The organism is Cupriavidus sp. GW822-FHT03E04 (assembly GCF_058801495.1).
The window spans coordinates 15716-33913 of record NZ_JBXANI010000021.1; the positions used below are offsets into that span (position 1 = coordinate 15716).

15 protein-coding genes are annotated in these 18198 nt (G+C 62.4%); 2 read left to right on the top strand and 13 right to left on the bottom strand.

Going from position 1 to position 18198, the window contains the following annotated elements; translation table 11 throughout:
* Window positions 1-98: 98 nt before the first annotated feature.
* The 8 genes from AC1RQC_RS27705 to AC1RQC_RS27740 all read right to left on the bottom strand — a co-directional run bounded on the left by AC1RQC_RS27705 (window position 99) and on the right by AC1RQC_RS27740 (window position 9536).
* Window positions 99-539 carry a Zn-ribbon domain-containing OB-fold protein gene (locus AC1RQC_RS27705; protein ID WP_492812050.1) on the bottom strand — a complete coding sequence of 147 codons (441 nt, stop codon included), beginning with the start codon at window positions 537-539 and terminating at the stop codon, window positions 99-101.
* The gene (locus tag AC1RQC_RS27710; protein WP_492812052.1) at window positions 536-1738 is read right to left on the bottom strand and encodes a thiolase C-terminal domain-containing protein; all 1203 of its coding nucleotides are present in this window, start codon (window positions 1736-1738) and stop codon (window positions 536-538) included. The genes AC1RQC_RS27705 and AC1RQC_RS27710 overlap by 4 nt, the downstream gene beginning before the upstream one ends.
* A 20-nt stretch (window positions 1739-1758) precedes the next feature.
* Window positions 1759-3165 carry an amidohydrolase family protein gene (locus tag AC1RQC_RS27715; protein ID WP_492812054.1) on the bottom strand — a complete coding sequence of 469 codons (1407 nt, stop codon included), beginning with the start codon at window positions 3163-3165 and terminating at the stop codon, window positions 1759-1761.
* A gap of 162 nt (window positions 3166-3327) precedes the next feature.
* The gene (locus AC1RQC_RS27720) at window positions 3328-4566 is read right to left on the bottom strand and encodes an FAD-dependent monooxygenase (protein ID WP_492812056.1); all 1239 of its coding nucleotides are present in this window, start codon (window positions 4564-4566) and stop codon (window positions 3328-3330) included.
* Window positions 4567-4637: 71 nt separating this feature from the next.
* Window positions 4638-5624, bottom strand: coding sequence for a fumarylacetoacetate hydrolase family protein (locus tag AC1RQC_RS27725; protein ID WP_492812058.1), 987 nt, complete (start codon window positions 5622-5624; stop codon window positions 4638-4640).
* Between the two features lie 12 nt (window positions 5625-5636).
* Window positions 5637-6572, bottom strand: coding sequence for a VOC family protein (locus AC1RQC_RS27730; RefSeq protein ID WP_492885188.1), 936 nt, complete (start codon window positions 6570-6572; stop codon window positions 5637-5639).
* Window positions 6573-6694: 122 nt separating this feature from the next.
* Window positions 6695-7873 carry a CaiB/BaiF CoA transferase family protein gene (locus AC1RQC_RS27735; RefSeq protein WP_492812062.1) on the bottom strand — a complete coding sequence of 393 codons (1179 nt, stop codon included), beginning with the start codon at window positions 7871-7873 and terminating at the stop codon, window positions 6695-6697.
* A 163-nt stretch (window positions 7874-8036) separates the two neighbouring features.
* Window positions 8037-9536, bottom strand: coding sequence for an aldehyde dehydrogenase (locus AC1RQC_RS27740; protein WP_492812064.1), 1500 nt, complete (start codon window positions 9534-9536; stop codon window positions 8037-8039).
* 441 nt (window positions 9537-9977) lie between these two features.
* On the opposite strand from AC1RQC_RS27740, the gene AC1RQC_RS27745 reads away from it, so the two are divergent.
* Window positions 9978-11279, top strand: coding sequence for an NtaA/DmoA family FMN-dependent monooxygenase (locus AC1RQC_RS27745; protein ID WP_492812066.1), 1302 nt, complete (start codon window positions 9978-9980; stop codon window positions 11277-11279).
* A 62-nt stretch (window positions 11280-11341) separates the two neighbouring features.
* Window positions 11342-12661: a flavin monoamine oxidase family protein gene (locus AC1RQC_RS27750; RefSeq protein WP_492812068.1), complete on the top strand. Its 1320-nt coding sequence runs from the start codon at window positions 11342-11344 to the stop codon at window positions 12659-12661.
* Between the two features lie 142 nt (window positions 12662-12803).
* On the opposite strand, the gene AC1RQC_RS27755 is transcribed toward AC1RQC_RS27750, so the two are convergent.
* The 5 genes from AC1RQC_RS27755 to AC1RQC_RS27775 form a co-directional block, all read right to left on the bottom strand.
* The gene (locus AC1RQC_RS27755) at window positions 12804-13415 is read right to left on the bottom strand and encodes a TetR/AcrR family transcriptional regulator (RefSeq protein WP_492812070.1); all 612 of its coding nucleotides are present in this window, start codon (window positions 13413-13415) and stop codon (window positions 12804-12806) included.
* A 651-nt stretch (window positions 13416-14066) separates the two neighbouring features.
* Complete coding sequence (locus AC1RQC_RS27760; RefSeq protein WP_492812072.1) at window positions 14067-15536, bottom strand: MFS transporter; 1470 nt, start codon at window positions 15534-15536, stop codon at window positions 14067-14069.
* A gap of 83 nt (window positions 15537-15619) precedes the next feature.
* Entirely contained in the window at window positions 15620-16411 is a 792-nt protein-coding gene (locus tag AC1RQC_RS27765) for a TorF family putative porin (protein WP_492812074.1), read from the bottom strand.
* Between the two features lie 625 nt (window positions 16412-17036).
* On the bottom strand, window positions 17037-17408 hold the full coding sequence (locus AC1RQC_RS27770) for a nuclear transport factor 2 family protein (protein ID WP_492812076.1): 372 nt from the start codon (window positions 17406-17408) through the stop codon (window positions 17037-17039).
* A gap of 170 nt (window positions 17409-17578) precedes the next feature.
* Complete coding sequence (locus AC1RQC_RS27775; protein WP_492812078.1) at window positions 17579-18097, bottom strand: flavin reductase family protein; 519 nt, start codon at window positions 18095-18097, stop codon at window positions 17579-17581.
* Window positions 18098-18198: the final 101 nt, after the last annotated feature.

An 18198-nucleotide genomic window follows, 5' to 3' on the forward strand; every position in this document is an offset into this window, starting at 1 on the left:
ACACTCCCAATGATCAGAAAATCGCCCGCGCAAGGCGCTCGTACATCCGCGCACCGCCTCTCGCGGTCTCTTATCCACGGCCAAGCCGAGCCTGCCGCCTACCCTGGCCGCGCCTGCTTCAGGTAATCGATGGTGAAGTGCGGCAGGATGAGGTCGCTGCGCACACGCACGAATCGCACCATCACGGCTTTACCGACCTCCGCCTGTGGCCATTGCCCGGGTAACAGATTCGATGTCAGCACCATCTCGCCGTCGGTTCCATCCAGCCGCACATGCACGATAGGCAGTGGCGTGCGCAAGGCGAAGGCCGGGTCCATCACGCGGTGGTTGACCACGTGGCCAACGATCACGCCTGTGCCGACAAGACGCTCCCATACCGGATCGGCGGCGTGGCAACGAGGACAATACTCGCGAGGCGGCCAGCGCCAGGTCGCGCACTGGCCGCATTTCTGGCCCAGCAGTTCGCGCCGCTGGCAGCCCGCCCAGAAGGCCGCGCTGTCGGGGTCCGGGCGAACGCCCGGTGGCAATGGAGACGTCATGCCCCCCTCCTCAGGATCAGCGCGCTGTCGCCGGATTCGCTGCCGACTAGCGCGAACTCGGCATTGCGCACCTGGCGACAACGGCAGCGGTCGTAGTCGTGGCCGGCGGTGCACAGGTCGTCGCGCACGCCGCCCTCGCGCAGCTGTTGCACGGCCTCGACAACGTGGCCCAGACCCGCGATGTTGCCCTCGGACAAGTGGCCACCGTGCGTATTGGTCGGGATCACCCCGTCAAGAGCCAGCTCACCGCTGCGGACTCGCGCCGCAGCCTGACCCGGCGGCACGAGGCCGAACTGCTCGATGTGCAGCAGGGCCATGCCCGTGAAGGGATCGTAGATCTCGGCAACGTCGATGTCCTGCGCCCGAATGCCAGCCTTTCGGTAAAGCGATTGCGCCAGCATTCCAGCATGCAGGTCCCAGTGGTTGGGGCCGGTCCGCGAACGCACCGGAGCACCAAGGGTACCCCCCTCTATTGCTCGGATCGTGACCAGCGACGACGGCAGCCGCCGCGCGTCCTCGGTCAACGAGACGACCACGGCCATCGCGCCGTCGTTCCATATGCTGCAGTCGAGCAGGCGAAACGGCTCAATGACCCACGGCGACTTCTGGTGGTCCTCAACCGTGATCGCGTCTGTCATCAGCGCCTTGCGGTTGAGCCTGGCGTTCGCCCGCTGCTGCACGGCCAACTCGGCGAAATCACGGTTTTGCAAGTCGTAGGCATGCATGTAAGCGCTGACGTGGGGACCATAAAGGGTCGCAGGATGCTGCGCTCCGAAAGGCTCGTTCCACTGCCGCTGCCCCGAATGCCACGTGTCCAGACCCGGCAGAAAGCCGGGCTCGGAGCGGGAATTCGCGGCCCGGTAAACCAGCACATGCCGGCACATGCCGGAATACACGGCCATTGCAGCCGCCGCGATGGCCGACGCCGCCCAGGCTCCGCCGCTGCTGTCACAGAATGACATGCGGCACGCGCCAAGCCCCAGGCTGTTGGCCAGCTCGGCAGGCGCCGGCGTATCACGCATGCCCCAGTAGTAGGTCACCAAGCCATCGATGTCGTCCGGCTCGAGCCCGGCATCCGCGATCGCGTGTAGCGCAGCCTCGGTGGCCAGCGAGAGCACACTGCGGCCACTCTTCTTGGAAATCGCGGTCCATCCGACGCCCGAGATCGCCGTACGATCCATCATCGCGTTATCCGCCATGAGCGCACTCCGTGGGCAAATCAGCTGGCAAGGTTCTTTTGCACCCAGTGCGGGAACCCGGCGATGACGTCGGCGGGAATCGGCACCCTGGCTGCAGCGCGCTCAGCCATGCGAGCCTTGACCCTCTGCGCGGATTCGTCGAGCCGAGCCAGCAGCGATGCGAGCTGGACACCGACGAGATGACCATCGCGCTTGACGATGCGGCCGCCAACAATCACCGTGTCGATGAGTCCGGCATGGGTCTGCAGGACGAGCTGCGCCACCGGATCGTTCACCGGTCGCACACCGATGTGATGGCCACCCACCACGATCAGATCGGCCTGCTTGCCCGGGGTCAGACTGCCAGTACGGTCGCCGAGACCGACTGCCTCGGCGCCGTTGATCGTGGCCCACTTCAGCGCATCCGCAGGATTGATGGTCATGCCGTAGACGTCACGGCCCTGGGCGAGCAGCGGCTCCGCGTCCGCCCATCGCACGAACCCCAGCGCCTGACGTGTCGGGGTCAGGATGTCGCCACCGTTGAGCGAAACAATATCGGCCCCGATGGTCGGCTTGAGGCCGTATCGGATCGCCTCGTTGATGGCTAACCGGCCCATGCCCATGTTGATCTCGCTCTCCGGCGTAGTCGAGAGCCAGGCTCCGGATTCCGCAACGAGCTTCCAGTCGGACGGCTGAAGCGCGGTCGCGTGCACCAGGATCACGCGCGAATCCAGCACGCCGGCCGCGGCGAGCTGTGGCACGCCCGATGGCAAGGCCTTGCTGGTGGCGATGTGCACGGTCGACACAGCGCCAAATTCATCGGCAAGGCGCTTCTGGGCAAGATTCACCGAAATCGGGGATAGCCCGATCTCAGACAGGGCGGCCGCCAAGGTCACCCGTCCGGACGAGGAGAACCGCTCCTTGGCAATCCGTGCAAAATCGGCCATGCGATCGTAGTCGGGCGGCGCGAAGATGTTGGACTGGCCGAGGCCGTAGGCATAGACGCCACGGATGCCAGACTCCACCAGCGCGTCCACGCCAGCATCGGCATGCTCGGGCGTGTTGGTGATGTGGGCGTAGTCCAGCAGGGTGGTCACGCCCGAGTCGAGCGCTTCGAGCGCACCTACCAGGGTTCCAAGCCGCGCATCCTCTGCCGTGTAGGAAGGGGTGGAATCGGCCCAGAAGCCGCTGATGTACTCCTGCAGCGAAATAGAGCCGCAGCAGCCACGAAGCTGAGTCTGCCAGGTATGGCGATGGGTGTCGACGGTACCCGGCGCGATGATCCCGCCTTCGGCGTGGATGACTTCTGCATCGCTCACGCCCAGATCACGCCCGACGGCGACGATCACATCGTCCTCGATCAAGACCTCACCATCTGGAATGACGCCGAGCTTGGGGTCGACCGTGACCACATGTCCGCCCCGGACCAGAATACGCCGCCTGTTCATGCATGACTCCTGTTGGTAATAACCGAACCCAATTCCATCGTCTGAAACATCATCTTTCTCCCGGTTTTTGAATGACCGCAATCCTTGTGTGAGCGCCCATTTTCCCGTCAGTCACCAAGAGACCCGAAGCAAGCCAGCGGCAGCTCCAGGCTCCCATGAGCATCAGGCGTCGATCGGCTCTCCGAACGACAGCGGGTATTCCTGCCGTACGTTCCATTCCTGCTCGGGCTCATAGCCATAGATCCAGCCCAGCCCAAGCGGGGTATCCCCCGCACGCTCACGCGCCCGGAACTGTTCCTGCCGCTTTTCCCAGTCGCCAGCGTGCACGAGCCGGCTGTTGATGAGGGATTGCCGCTGTACGGCATGCGCACGCGGAATACGCACGTTGCGGAATCCGGCCAGGGCCGCTTCGGGATCGCCGCGCCCGGCATCGAGCCAGCGCGACAGCACATAGGCGTCCTCGAATGCCTGCGCCGCGCCCTGCCCGGCATTTGGCAGCATCGGATGCGCGGCATCTCCGATCAACTGGATCCTGCCGCGGCCCCAGTTCTGCGAAGGCTGGCGCCCGAACAAGCCCCACTTCGAGCACTCGGTCACTTCGCCCAGCAAGCGGTTGAGATCGGCGGTCGGGCACGCGAAGCTGCTGCGCATCTCATCCGGATCGCCGGGCGTGGTCCAGCTCTCCGCCACCCACCCGTCCGCGTCGGCCTGCGTGGTGATATTGATGATCTTGCTGCCGCGCAGGTAATAGGTCATCAGGTGCATGCCCTTGCCGATCCAGCCATAGAAGCCGTGCGGGCCAAGGAACCCCTCGGGCAATCGGCTGCCATCGATCAGCGCGCGCCAGACCATCTGCCCCGTGAACTGTGCCTCGTCCTGGCCATACAGATACTCGCGCACCTGCGAGCGGATGCCGTCGGCACCAATCACCAGGTCGGCCGTGTGCGTACGGCCATTGGCAAACGCCAGCGTGATTCCGCCCGGCCCTTCCGAAAGGTCAACGAGCGAGTGCCCGAGGTGGATCCGGCCGGCATCGATGGCGCCAGACAGAACGCCGATCAGATCGGCCCGGTGGAAAGCGTAGTACGGTGCGCCATAACGCCCGACGGTGGTGCCAGGATCGGCGAACCGCGTCTCGGCCAGCGACTCACCGGAATACAGCGACCGCTGGATGTAGCCTGTCACCGGATTGCCCACTGACGCCAGTGACTCGCCCAGACCGATCGCCGACAAAGCCTTAACCGCCTGTGGACTGATGTTGATGCCCGCCCCGACCTCGCCCAGTTGCGGGGCGCGCTCGAAGACGTCAACCTCGAAGCCAACGCGAGACAAAGCGATGGCCGTGGCCAGCCCGCCAAGGCCGCCACCGACAACTGCGATGGAAGGAGTTTTCCCATTCATGACGTCTCACCTTTCTAATAGTTTTTTCAGGTCGCCTGGGCATGTGCGAAGCGCGCACACCTGGCAGAGAATCAACGCGCAGTCTGCGCCTGACGCTCCCGAATGATGTTGCGCAACGGCGCAAGACCGGTGATCTCGACGCGAACCTCGTCGCCATCGACAAGCCGCTCGCCACGGGTATGGCCAACACCTGCGGGCGTGCCGGTGGCGATCACGTCGCCGGGTTCCAGGGTGAAGTAACGGCTAGCGGCTGCAATGATCTCGGGAATACCTGTAATCAGACTGGCCGTGCTGCCATCCTGCTTGACCACGCCATTGACGAGGCATCGGATACGCAGATCGTTCGGATCGCCGACCTGCCAGGCGGGCTTGACCGCACCGAGCGGGGAAAATCCGTCCAAGCCCTTGCAGGCCGTCCAGTCGAACTGGAACGGCGGCGCGATGGCGACCTTGCGGCGCAGCAGCCCACGTGCGGTGATGTCGTTGAAGCAGGCATAGCCGGCCACATGGCCGAAGGCATCCTCGGGACGGATATCGCGCCCACCGCGCCCGATCACCACCGCCAATTCGGCCTCCCAGTCGACCGCGAAGGCGGGATCGGCGGGGATCGGCACGGTGTCGCCGTCGCCGACCAGAGCCGTGGTCGGTGGGACCAGGAAGAAGTATGGCTGCCATCCTTCGGGAATTTCGGTGACGCTCATCTCGGCAATATGGTCGCGATAGTTCGCGCCCACGCACAGTACCTTGCGCGGATGGCGGATGGATAGCAGTTCCTTACCCTCCAGAGGCTCCAGCGCATCCGGATCGATGTCACGCAGGATCGGCGCCAATGCATCCCAGTCGTTCAGCGCATGGAAAAGGCCTGGATAAGGCCGCAGCGCATCGGGGACCACGACGCGGCCGTCCGCACGACGGATCGCAGCTACCTCGGTCTCGCGTCCAGCCGATTCCAGGCGATAGGTGATAAGACTCCAGGAACTCATGTTGTTGCCCTTTCTCGATGTCATGTCGTTGGTCTGCCTGCGTCGTTTGCAGGCCGGTGCCTCGTCCGTTTGCACGGATTCCGCGCCTTATCGCTTAATGGGCCCGCCGGGAGGAATCGGTCCCCACAGGTTCATGGACACCGGATTGGCCTCCCACGTGGTCGGGCGCATCGGGAAATACTCGTGCCAGGGCCTCGGCTCGTAGTAGCCCTTGTCCTCGTCGAGCATGACATCGAGCTGGGTAAACAATTCGATATGGTTACCGTCGGGATCGTCGTGGTAAGCGAAGATGTTATGACCCACGGCGTGGCGACCAGGTCCCCAGTTCAAGCGAATCCCATGCTTGACGAGGTTGTCGATCATCCCCTGCAGATGCGTCAGATCTCTCGCCTCGTAGGCCATATGGTGTATGCCGGACATCGTGTCGCTCTGCATGAAGACGCCCGCATGGTGATCGGCGTTGCAGCGCATGAAGACGAAAAAGTTGCTGATCGAGTCAGACCAGCGGAAGCCAAGCGCACCCTCGTAGAAAGAACGCATTGCCGCAATCGACGGCGTGTAGGCGCCGACGTGTCCGAGCTTGCTTGGTCGATGGTCGAAGCTCAGACCGACGCCGCTTTGCTCCTGCTCCTGGTACAGGTGCAGTGCAGCCCCTGTCCCTGGCTCGGTCAGCACCAGCACATCGGGGGTGCCTGGACCGATGTCAGAACGACGCTCGGCCTTGAGACCAGCCGCCGCGAGGCGGCGTTGCGCGCTCGTCAGGTCCTCGTTGATCTCATAGCCAACGATGGAGCGCCCTCGGGACGCCTCAGCCTTGTTGATAACGATGCAGTGGTGGTCGCCCCCGGTAGTGAGAAACGCCTGCTGCTGCGACTCGTCGAGCGCGACGAACCCCAGCACCTTGGTGTAGTGTTCGGTGAGGCGGGCGACATCCGGCGTATCGAGAGAGACATACCCCAGTCGCGAGACATGCACCGGCGAATCGGCAGTCCTCGTGCTATCGGGCGTGGTGGAATCTGTCATGTTCTATTCCTCATGTTTACGCAGCAAGGGCGTAGGTATCGGCGATGTGGCAGACCGGGGGCATCGTTCGGCGACTGCCCGCAAGTCCACACGTCAGGCGCGCATCCCGGCAGGAACGCGCTTCAGATGGCTCCGGCTTTGCGCAGCTGGTCGAGCGTCTGCTCGTCGTAGCCAAGTACTTCCCGGTAAACCTCGTCGTTGAACTCGCCGACCGCCGATCCCGCATGGCGAATTTGCGAAGGTGTCCGGCTGAAACGGATCCAGGGCGCCAGCAGGGTGACGTCGCCGGCCTCGGCGTGCGGTACCGTCACGAACGCCTCGCGCGCCTTGATGTGGCGGTCCTCCAGGACTTCGCCGATCGAGTAGACCGGTCCAACCGGGATCTTCAATGGGGTTAGCAGATCGAACAGTTCCTTCGGCGTGAACTCCTTCAGCCACCCGGCCGCAGTCTGCTGAACGAGTTTGAGGTTCGTCCGGCGCGCCTCGACCGTTGCGAACCGCTCGTCCGCGAGCGCGTCGGCGTGTCCGAGCGCCGTCGCGAAGCCGGTGAACTGCTCTTGCGTCATGTCCGGCACGTGGAAAGCAACGTGGCCGTTCTTCGCCTCCATGTACGCGCCTGCCGGCCCTTGTCCCTCGAAATGCTCATGGAAGCCCTGCACCATAAAACCCATGAGCGCCTCCTGCATCGAGACCTCGACCTTCTGCCCCTCGCCCGTCATCGAGCGATGATAGAGCGCGCCGAGAATGCCAACAGCGAGCGAGACGCCAGCCGCTTCATCGCCGATGCCGAGCACCTGGGTACCGTGTGCACCCGAAAGCCCCCAAGAGGTGGCTGCCCAGCCCGACACGGCCATGGCAACGGTCGCGTACGAACGGAACGATGCGTACGGGCCGGTCTCGCCGTACCCCTTGGACGAGCCGTAGATGATCGAAGGATTGAGTTCCTTCAGCGCTTCATAGCCGAAGCCTAGCCGGTCCATGACGCCCGTCGAGAAATTCTCCACCACGACATCGGATTTCTTCACCAGTTCGGCAAAGACCTCACGACCTCGCTCGCTCTTCAGGTTCAGGGTGATCGTCTTCTTATTCGCATTGACGGCGAGGAACTCGTATCCGTCATGGTCTGCGTCGACCGGCATCCAGGCGTGACGAAAGCGATCGGGAGCTTCCTGCTGCTCGACCTTGATCACTTCGGCGCCCATGTGCGCCAGCAACATCGTCGCAAAAGGACCGTTCAAGACATGCGAAAGGTCGAGCACGCGAATTCCGCTCAGCGGCCCGGAATTTTTGGTTGCACTCATCAGATACCACTCCCTGGAATGAAAATGCCAGAATGAAGATGACAAAGCGAAGACAGGCAGCAGGCCGTTGCCCTCTGAAGGCCGGCTCGCGCCTGACCGGGCCATGTAGCCGACGGCGGTACGCGGCGAATTCCGCCGACGACCACCAGGGTCAAGGGCCAGCTCAAGCGTCGCCCCTTGGAGCCTGCACCTGCGCACCAGCCGCCTGGGCGGCGAACAGTGCTGCAGTTGATGCGGTGAGATTCACCGTCTTGAGCTCGTGGAAGGCATGCAGCCCTTCCAGCCCTAGCTCACGACCCACGCCCGATCCCTTGACGCCGCCAAAGGGAACCTGCACGTTGTGGGCAAACGCATTGATGCTGAACGTACCTGCGCGCACCGACCGCGCCACCCGCGCAGCGGTCTGCGGGTCCTCAGTGAAGACGCCGCCATGCAGGCCATACTCGGTGTCGTTGGCGATCGTCACCGCCTGGTCGAGCGTGTCATAGGGCAGCACTACGGCCACAGGTCCGAAGATCTCCTCGCGGCTCACGCGCATCGCATTGCTGGCATTGGAGAACACCGTCGGCTGGACGTAGAAGCCGGTGGCAAGGTTGGCGGGCACGCCACCACCGGTCGCCACGGTCGCGCCCTCTTGCCGGCCGGTCTCGATATAGCCTAAGACTCGGTCGCGCTGCGCCTTCGAAGCCAGCGGCCCCATGGTCGTGGTCGACTCGTGGGGATCGCCGACGACGAACGATTCGGCAGCGCCAACGACCACGTCCAACCATTGGGTATACTGGGAGGCCGGCACCAGGATGCGTGTGAATGCCGAACAGAGTTGGCCGGTATTGGAGAAGGTCCCCTCGACAATGCCGCGCAAGACCGTGTCGCGGTCGGCATCCGCGGCGATGATCGCGGCGGACTTTCCGCCAAGCTCGAGCTGCAGTCGGGCGAAGTTCGCGCCGGCCGTACGCGCGATCTCACGGCCAGCGGCCGTCGACCCGGTGAAGCTGACTTTGTCGATGCCGCGGTGGGCCACGAGTGCTCGGCCGGTCTCCCGGCCTCCCGTCACCAGGTTGAAGACCCCTGGCGGCAAGCCGGCCTCGCGGAACGCTTCCGCGACCAGGTAGATGTCCAGCGGTGTCTCCGGCGCCGGCTTGAACACCACAGTGCAGCCACTCACCAGCGCAGGCACGATTTTGGCGATGGCCATATTGAAGGGGCTGTTCCAAGGCGTGATCGCGGCGACCACGCCAACCGGCTCGCGCAGTACGGCAGCCGGACCCCAACGGGTCTCGCGGATGTCGCAGAGCGCGTCCTCTCGCGCCAATGCCAGGAAGTACCGCCCCACCCACAGGCCGGCGGGTGCCTTCTTCAACGAGATCGAAGCGGGCAGCCCCATCTGCGCCGTCACCAACTCGGCGATCTCGCCGAGCTTGGGCTCCAGCAGCGCGAGCGCACGCTCGATGAAGGCGGCGCGCTCGGCCGTTGGCAAAGTGGGCCATGGACCCTGATCGAAGGCACGCCGGGCCGCCGCCACTGCCGTGTCGATATCACTGGCGTCAGCATCTGGAACCTGGCCAATGGCGACTTCCGTCGCCGGCGACGTGACGACGATGCGCTCACGCGAATTCGCAGCGCGCCACCGGCCATCGATGAACAAGTCGTGCCGCACATTCATGTTGTGTCTCCTCTCATATGACGAAACGCCGGCAACGGTACCGAGCCCGGATGAGCAACGGGATTCATCCCTAGCCATGCCATTGCCAAAGCATAGCTAATGCAATGTTTCACTGTCAAGGAGGAATATTCAGAAAAAGACAAGTACCGCTGCACGAAGGCGCGAAATCCCCATAAAACCTTATAATCCCTCAATATTCGGGATGCGCATGAACTCATACCATTGGAGATCCTCCCAAGGGAAAGCCCTAACAACAATGCACTTGCTATGTTTTGCACACTTGTGCACGATAGATGGATAGGCTGCGTGCTCCGCTCATCCGCGGCGCTTGAGGGATCCCCGACACCGGCGGCAACCGGACGGCATCCTTCATGCACCGCATGACGTCGCACAACCTGCATCGACCTTCAACATCGACCTTCAACCCTGAGAGGATCGGCCATGAAAACCCCATTGCACTTCGGCTTCTTTAGCTCGTTCTCACAACCGGCGTGGCACGCGCCAGACGACCGACTCTTCGGCGATGACTGGCCGACCGGCGCGTACCACGCCTGGCTCGCGCAACGCGTCGAGGAGGCCACCTTCGACTTCCTGTTCTTCCTGGACACTTCGGCGGTCTCCCGCGTGCTGAACGACAACACCGACATTGACCTGCGCTACGCGCTCACGTCGCCGCACAACGATCCCGTCGCGCTGCTCAGCTATCTGGCCGCCAAGACCAAACGGCTGGGCCTGATCGCCACCGCCTCGACCACGCTGTACCCGCCGTTCCTGCTTGCGCGGCTCTACGCCACGATCGACAACCTGAGCCATGGCCGGGCCGGATGGAACATCGTCACCTCCAGCGAGAACGAATCTGCGCAGAACTATGGGATGGACGCACTGCCGCCTACGCAGCAGCGTTACGACATGGCCGACGAATTCGTCGAAGTTGTCAACAAACTATGGGATTCCTGGGAGCCCGACGCCATCGTCAAGGACATGGAGAACGGCTGCTATACCAACCCGGCGAAGGTCCACTCCATCGAACACGTCGGCCCGCACTTCAAAGTACGCGGACCACTGAACTCGTATCCCTCGCCGCAGCGGCGCCCGGTGTTTGCCCAGGCCGGAGGCTCGCCTCGCGGGCGCGAGTTCGCGGCCCAGCATGCCGAACTGATCATGTCGGTGACGATAGGCGGCGTCGAGGCGATGAAGGAGTTCAAGGAAGACATTCATGCCCGGATGAAGAAGCACGGGCGAGATCCGCGTGAAGCCCGCATCCTCTACGCACTGCATCCCTACATCACGGATGACAACGAGACCCTGCGCAAGTCGATCACCGATTCTCAACTCATCCCCGTGCTCGGCAAGCACAGCGCCCACTTGGGTGTGGACCTGCTCTCGTTCGACCTCAACAAGCCCTTCCCCTCTGACGTTGTCGCCAACGGCACGACGAGCATGCTGGAAATGCTCAAGGAGAAAGGTCGCAGAGGCATCACGTTGCGCGAGGCGATCATCGACTTCAACTGGGGGGACGACGAAATCGGCGCAGTCGGAACTGCACAGTCGGTGGCCCGCAACCTCGTCGAGGTAATGGAAGAAGTCGGCGGCGACGGTTACATCATCATGGCGACGCAGGACGCGAACCGCGCCTATCTCGACGGCATATTCGAAGGGCTCGTCCCGGAACTCAAACGCCTCGGCGCCATGCGGACCTCGTATACGGACGGCACCCTGCGCGACAACCTTTTCGCCTTCTAAACCCCTTTGCGCGCGCAGGCTAACTTCGTCTCGCGCACCTACGACTCAGGACGCTAACACCCATGACTATTGCACCTCCTTCCGACGTCACGGCTGACGTCGCCATCGTCGGTGGCGGCTTCGCCGGCCTCGCAGCCGCGCGTGACCTCACCCGTGCTGGCCTGAGAGTCAAGCTATTCGAAGGCCGCGACCGGCTGGGAGGCCGGACCTGGTATCGCGACAGCTCGCTCGGACGCCCGCTGGAGTTTGGCGGCGGCTTCGTCCACTGGACCCAGCCGCACGTGTGGGCGGACCTCGTCGCCTATGGCATGGAGCTCGAACCCGTCGATCCGGTCGACACCGTCTATTGGATCGGCGACAGCGGCGTGAAACAGACGCCTATCGACCAGTACAGAGCATTTGTCGGACAGGGCCAGGCGGCATTGGCTGCCGGTGCCCTGAAGGCTTTCCCTCAGCCGCATGAACCATTTCCGTTGACGCACGAGGCGATCAAGGCAGATCAGGTGTCCGTAGCCGATCGCATCGCCGAACTCGGCCTGCCGGAGGAGCTTGCGCAGATCCTGCGCGGCCACTGGACACTGTCCTTCAACGGATCGACAGCCGACGGTGCCTGGTCGCAGATTCTCCGCCATACCGCACTGGCCGGCGGCGTGTGGCAGATGCGCGCGGAATCTGCCTCGACCTATATCATTCGCGGTGGCACAACACAATTCGTCGATGCATTCGCTGCCGACACCGACGCCGAGATCCACCTGTCCACGACGGTACGAGCCATCCGCAGCACCGGCGAAGGCGCCTCGATCGAGACCGAGAACGGTGACACATTCCACGCACGCCATGTGATCGTGACCGTCCCGCTGAATGTGCTGGGTTCGATTGAGTTCGAACCCGCCCTGTCCGATGTGAAACAGGCCGCGGCGCAGCAGGGGCAAGTCTCGACGGGCTTCAAGGTATGGATGCGCGCGAAAGGCAAGGTGGACCGCTTCATCGCCTTTGCGCCGGACAGCTATCCGCTGACCATGATGGGCTACGAATATGAACTGGACGGCGATACCATCCTGCTCGGCTTCGGCCCGCGCACGAATGATCTCGACCTCACGGATGTACGTGCCGTGGAAGCGGCGGTACGGCAATGGCGACCGGACATTGAACTGGTCGGGGTTGACGCGCACGACTGGAGCGCCGACCCGCTCGCCGGCGAGACCTGGGCGATGCTACGCACCGGTCAGCTTTCCGGCCAGATCGAGGAACTCATCCGACCTGAAGGCCCGGTGCGCATTGCCGGCAGCGATTACGCGCTGGGCTGGAGCGGCCACATCGACGGCGCTATCGAGAGCGGGCGGCGCGCTGCCCGCGAGATCATTCGTGAACAGGGTCGTTGACGGCAGCCCGCGACTGCGCTGAATAGATGTTCGCGAGCCGATCGCTCAACATCGGCTCGACCGCAGAATATCGTCGTGGCCCCATCCCGGCAGCGCTCCGGTCAAACGCCGGGGGATCGAAAACGTTCACCGACTACACCCTCTAGGCCGAAAGGTGTTTGCTGATGGCGCCGACCTGCTCTTTGAAGAGCAGCGCCATCAGCAGTCGCTGTGCGCCACTCACCTGCCGTTCGGTCACCTCAGCATAGGAGGGACCGAAGATCACCCGCTGGTACATCAATCCGTCCCCGATCGCCAGCACCGCGTCGATCAACTCGTCATCCACGGACAACCCGGCCGCCTCGAGCGAAACCCGGACACGGTTGCGGTAGCTCGCCTGGTGCCGCTGCACGATTTCCAGCAACTCGGGGGTGTGACGCGCGAACACGTAGACCTCCGTCAGGAATGCCGGAATCTCGGGCCGCTCGTGCATCATCTGGATCATGTGGCCCAGCAGGTCGTCGCCCTGCCGCTTAGGCAGCGCCAGATACGACTTGGAAACATCCAGGCAGCTCTCCAGGGCAGCCTCCAACACGCCGATCAAATGCGGAAAATGATGGCGCAGGCTGCCCTGACTCACGCCCGCCTCCGCGGTCAGTGACCGGTACGTCAATCGCGGCATGCCTTCACGCGCAACCAGCTTGATCGCCGCGTTCACCAGTGCTTGTCGCCCCTCACCGTATGGCAAACGGCGAGAACCCATGTCATCGTCCACGTTCAGACTTCCATCGTTATGTACACCCAAATCCGACCTCTCAGTCCATGCGAGCGCAACGTGTCCGAACGTGGCGCGGAAGCTCCGACGGAGCCAGATCTCGAATCCGAAAAACCCGGGGAGCATAGCGCATCCGCCATGCTTCGCGTCGCAAAGAGCCGTTTCACGGAATGGCGGCCCTTGACAACATGGCACAGCACGATTTTCGTCGCGTAGTTGGCGGCTTGGTAGCAGATGCACTGGGGCGAAGCCCACGTGCCCGGCCATGATCGGCGCCCAGTGCCTCATCAGTTGCAGGCAACCAGCACGCCCCACAGTTCCAGGAGCACCAATACGGGTGCTTGGTGCACAAAATGACCTCCCAGCGCTGGCCGTAGATCTAGCCCCATGTCTGCGTCGGCGGGTTCCTCGAACAAGCCGCGCAGCAGTCATGCGGCGACGTTAACCTCAATCCAGCGCACCTGTCAATGGTTGGGCTGCCGGTGCACAGTTGCCGCCGCCAGACCAAGGCGCGTGGCAACTGCGCACCAGCATCCATTGCACCTTGACGCACAATCGCGCGGACACCCGGGCCGGGCCTCCGCGCGATCGTCGCGACAAACAGGTTCAACGTATTCAGCCTGCTGCCGCTGGCCTAGCCCATTGCGGACCTCACGATTGCGTTCGTGCGCGCCCCCGCGTGCCCAGCACTTCAATCACACTGATAACCAAAGCCGCGCTTGCAAGCAACGCGCAGAGCAGGACCGAACTTGTCCCCGTGCGGAGCATCGTCTCCGGCCCGAAGTCCTGCGGCCCGCCTGGCCCCGGCTGGGAGATCAGCAGGATCACGATCGCGGATCCGAGTGCCGCGCCGATGCGCTGTACGGTCACCAGCATGCCCACCGCGCTGCCGGCGTTGCGGCCCGCGACCGTCAAGAGCGTCGATGCCATGTTCAGACTGAAGAAGACACCGCTGCCGAAGCCGGCGACAGACAATGGCACGATGAGCACGGCCGGGCTGACATGGGGATCGGCCCGCAGGATGAGGTAGCTGACCAGGTAGCCGCCCGACAGCATCAAGAGCGATGCGGGGATGACCCAGCGCTTGAGCATGTTGGCCAATCGATCGCCGACCAGAGGCCCGATGGAGCTACCGAGCGAGAAAGGCAGAATCACCAGCGCCGCCGCAAGGGCACCCTCGCCTCGGCCGCTTTGCCATATGACCGCGAAGGCAATATAGATGGAGCCGGTGAAACTCGCGAACGTCAGAAATGCCGAAGCCAGGCCGAAGGAGAACGTCGTCTCCCTGAACAAGCTCAGTGGCAGCAGCGGGAACGCGTTGGCCTGCTCAAGGCGGCGCTCCCAGAGAATGAAGGCGATCAGCAGCAGCACGGCAGCGATCGCACTGATCGACGCCCACCAGGCCACTTGGCCGTTGCTGATTTGAATCAAGGGTACGAAGAACCCGACCACCGCCAGCGACATCAGGATGGACCCGAGCAAGTCGAAACGTCCCAGCCCTTCTGCCGCACTGCTCTTGCCAGGCAAGGTGGGAATACCCAGCAGGATGGCGAGAACACCCAGCGACAAGCCGTATGCCAAGGCCCAGCGCCAGCCATTCTCCATGCCGACCGTCTCGATGATCCAGCCACCGATGATGGGACCGAAAAGTGCAGCGAATGCCACGACGAAAGCGTAGAAGCCGAATGCCCGCGCGCGCTCGGCACCGTGGAACATCACCTGGATGAGTGCGGCAATCGACGGAATCATCAATCCACCGGCAACGCCGTGGAGCAGGCGGAACACTACCAGATGGCGTTCGTCCGAGGCCAGGGAGACGGCAATTCCGGTGAGCACGTAGAGCAAGGTGCCCAGGAGGAACACCCACTTGTGGCCGTAGCGGTCGCCCAGCCTGCCTCCTGGCACCAGGGAGAGCGCGTAGGCGAGCGCGTAGCCGGCGAGGACCCAGGACGACGCGGCCTCGGACAGACCGAGCCCTTTGCGGATCGACGGCAGCGCAATGTTGGCGCACGTGAGGTCGAAAAAGGACATGGCAAGCGTCAGGAAAAGGACCGCAAGCGCGACCCATCGAGCGGCGGATGATTGTCCGACCGCGGTATTGCCAAGAGTTGTACTGGACATGGGGGCACCCTAAGGAGGAGTTGCGAACCGTCTCTGGACTGGCCTCGCAACAAGGATTTACACGGGCATTTAGGGAAAAACGGCTAGAACGAATAGGTTACTGACGCGACGAAACGAGGTTTGTTTCTCCACCCGACATTCGGGCCACCCACAGTGGAGGCGCCGGTATACACCAGCCCCAATGTCATGTCATCCCGCCACTTGTAATCGACCCCGACCAAAAAATAGTATTTGTCCTTTAATCCCTGATCCTTTAGCCCGTCCGGCAAGAACAAGCGGCCGACCTCGCCCTTCAACACAACTCGCTCGGTCAGATTTTTCCATCCCTCCAGCGCCAAAGCCTGCCGGCCCCGGCCATCGGGGAGCCCGACGTAATATTTGCTGATGACTCCGGTCCATTTAATGGAGAAATTTTGAAGATAATATATCGCGTACAACGATGTGGTGTTTGCGTACGCCGCGCCCGGGTAGAAGTTATAGCCGACACTGATGTCGTAAACTCCGGGGCCGAGCTTTGAGCGATACCCGAGGTATGTCGTCGAATCTATCCGGTTGTTGTCCACCATCTTGATGGTAGAGGACCAATTCCCAAGGTAAATACCGTTGTCGAACCCGTAAAACAAACTTGCCTGCAGGGTCGGGAAAATCGCCTTGTCTTCATAGAAGTCCTGGTCCGCACCCGCCCATTTGTAATGGCTCAGGACGGCGATGCTGCCATGAAGGTCCCCTGCAATGGCCTGTCCGGCACTGCCTGCTGCGGCCGTCAGCACCGCCGCGGATAGCCAGCACGAACCTGGCCTTAGATACTTTTTTGCGGTCCTTTTAATACTGAAAACACTCCTCATATCAACCTCATCATCATGTGTGGAAGACAAAAGAACTCCCCGGCCATCGCTCGGATGGACTGCTCTGGGAGTAACCTGGTGGTGGTGTGGTAACGAATAAACGTCTTGTGACTGGTCTCTGGATAACTCGCGGGCCAAACCACAGCAAGAGGCCGTGTGGCCGGCATGCATTCGGCCTCGGGTTCTCCGCAGTTGCTGGTATCCGTGCGGGCTAGCAGCAGCTCAGGTGTTTAGCATGCGCGATGCCGCACCCGGTTTCCCTGACCATCGTACGGCCGGGTATGCGGGCATGGCGCTATCGAGCGCACGCTTAGAACACTTGTTTTTGCTTGCCTTACCGTTAGGCTCATGACGGAACTGGCTCTAACACGCCAGACGCCGGCCTCGCTCGAACGGGGACTCGTCCCCATCCATCCGTTGCGGCTCGGACTTCATGTGATTTACCGTAACACCCGATAAAGCCCGCCCCGTAGCCACCACCATGCATGAGTGATTCATATCTCCTCCTTGTATTATTTTTTTGATTCGCTGCCCTTATATAAGGGCAGCTGCATTACTGGCAATGCATGGCATCGCGTTCACAAAATCTACTGGAACCGGCAGAGCCCATCGCAATGCCAAGTCGTACCGGCCCATCGCCACCGGACAAGAGGTCTCAGGTTGCTACCTGCTTCAAGTAGGTATCCTTCACTAGGACTTTTCCGTCACGGAAGGTCCATAGATCACACCCGAGCGCATCGATGCCGGCCGCAGGCGACTGCACCCGCCACTCGGTCACAGCACGATCGCCGGACACGAACTCGGCAACAGAGGTCCAGCGCATGTCGGCCAGACTCTCGAATCGCTTGGCAAAGAATCCACGGATCGCATCGGCGCCCTCAATGACCTGGCCATTCCCATTCGCGCCAGATGCCGCCACCATGATCGCGTTCTCGGCAAAATGCTGCATCACGCCATCCAGGTCATGGCGATTGAAAGCCGATAGCAGGTCATTCAGCATGTCAGCGGTAAAGTCATTCACACTCATCACGCACCTCCCTCTCAAAAAAAAAACAGTCTAAGGTTGAGTCAACGTCGGTCCTTGCGGCGTACCGTTTGTCCCATCGCGCCTCACGACATCGATGACCGACACAGCGAACGATGCCAACGCGTGCGGCGCCGTTCATGCCGAATCGGGGTCGCGAAGGGTCATTTCGCTCATGCCGCGACCTCGCGTCGAGCCTCCGGTTCCGGTGACAATCCACGGAATCTCGAGCCATGAAAGATGAGCGGATCCACGCTCAGGATCAGCTCATAGTCGACAACTTCCAGGAGCACGATGACGTGGTCTCCTGCATCATGTTCGGCATAGGGAATGCAGTTGAGCCAGGCGCACGCCCCATGGATCCGGACGGCGGCATCCTCGACGTAGCTCCTGGTAACCCCGTTCCAGCGCGCCTGCCGATCCTTGGAGGCCAGTTGGCGGCATAGTCCCTCCTGTCCTTGCCCAAGAAGCGAGACACCGATACGTCGAGCCTTGCGCAGCGATGGCCACGTCGTGGAGGCACTCTGCACGGCTACGGAAACCAGCGGCGGATCAAGTGAGATCCCGGGCATGAACGAGGACGCGACCAGAACATGGTCGTCTCCTCCTACCTTCGCAGCGATCGCGGCGACGCCGGCGGGATAGTGGGCAAAGACGCGCTTCAACGCGCCTGGATCGATCTTCGAAACCATCTTTTGTCTCCTACTCATTCACTCTTTGAGTGCATCGTTTTGTTTTTCATGCAGTCTGCAATGCGAGAGCTGCGCAAGCCGGGAAGCGCATCGCGTTTCGG

Coding starts and splice junctions, on each gene's coding strand:
- AC1RQC_RS27770 (WP_492812076.1), bottom strand. CDS start 17,408: ATGAGTGTGAATGACTTTACCGCTGACATGCTGAATGACCTGCTATCG.
- AC1RQC_RS27740 (WP_492812064.1), bottom strand. CDS start 9,536: ATGAATGTGCGGCACGACTTGTTCATCGATGGCCGGTGGCGCGCTGCG.
- AC1RQC_RS27760 (WP_492812072.1), bottom strand. CDS start 15,536: ATGTCCAGTACAACTCTTGGCAATACCGCGGTCGGACAATCATCCGCC.
- AC1RQC_RS27730 (WP_492885188.1), bottom strand. CDS start 6,572: ATGACAGATTCCACCACGCCCGATAGCACGAGGACTGCCGATTCGCCG.
- AC1RQC_RS27775 (WP_492812078.1), bottom strand. CDS start 18,097: ATGGTTTCGAAGATCGATCCAGGCGCGTTGAAGCGCGTCTTTGCCCAC.
- AC1RQC_RS27710 (WP_492812052.1), bottom strand. CDS start 1,738: ATGGCGGATAACGCGATGATGGATCGTACGGCGATCTCGGGCGTCGGA.
- AC1RQC_RS27720 (WP_492812056.1), bottom strand. CDS start 4,566: ATGAATGGGAAAACTCCTTCCATCGCAGTTGTCGGTGGCGGCCTTGGC.
- AC1RQC_RS27705 (WP_492812050.1), bottom strand. CDS start 539: ATGACGTCTCCATTGCCACCGGGCGTTCGCCCGGACCCCGACAGCGCG.
- AC1RQC_RS27745 (WP_492812066.1), top strand. CDS start 9,978: ATGAAAACCCCATTGCACTTCGGCTTCTTTAGCTCGTTCTCACAACCG.
- AC1RQC_RS27750 (WP_492812068.1), top strand. CDS start 11,342: ATGACTATTGCACCTCCTTCCGACGTCACGGCTGACGTCGCCATCGTC.
- AC1RQC_RS27715 (WP_492812054.1), bottom strand. CDS start 3,165: ATGAACAGGCGGCGTATTCTGGTCCGGGGCGGACATGTGGTCACGGTC.
- AC1RQC_RS27735 (WP_492812062.1), bottom strand. CDS start 7,873: ATGAGTGCAACCAAAAATTCCGGGCCGCTGAGCGGAATTCGCGTGCTC.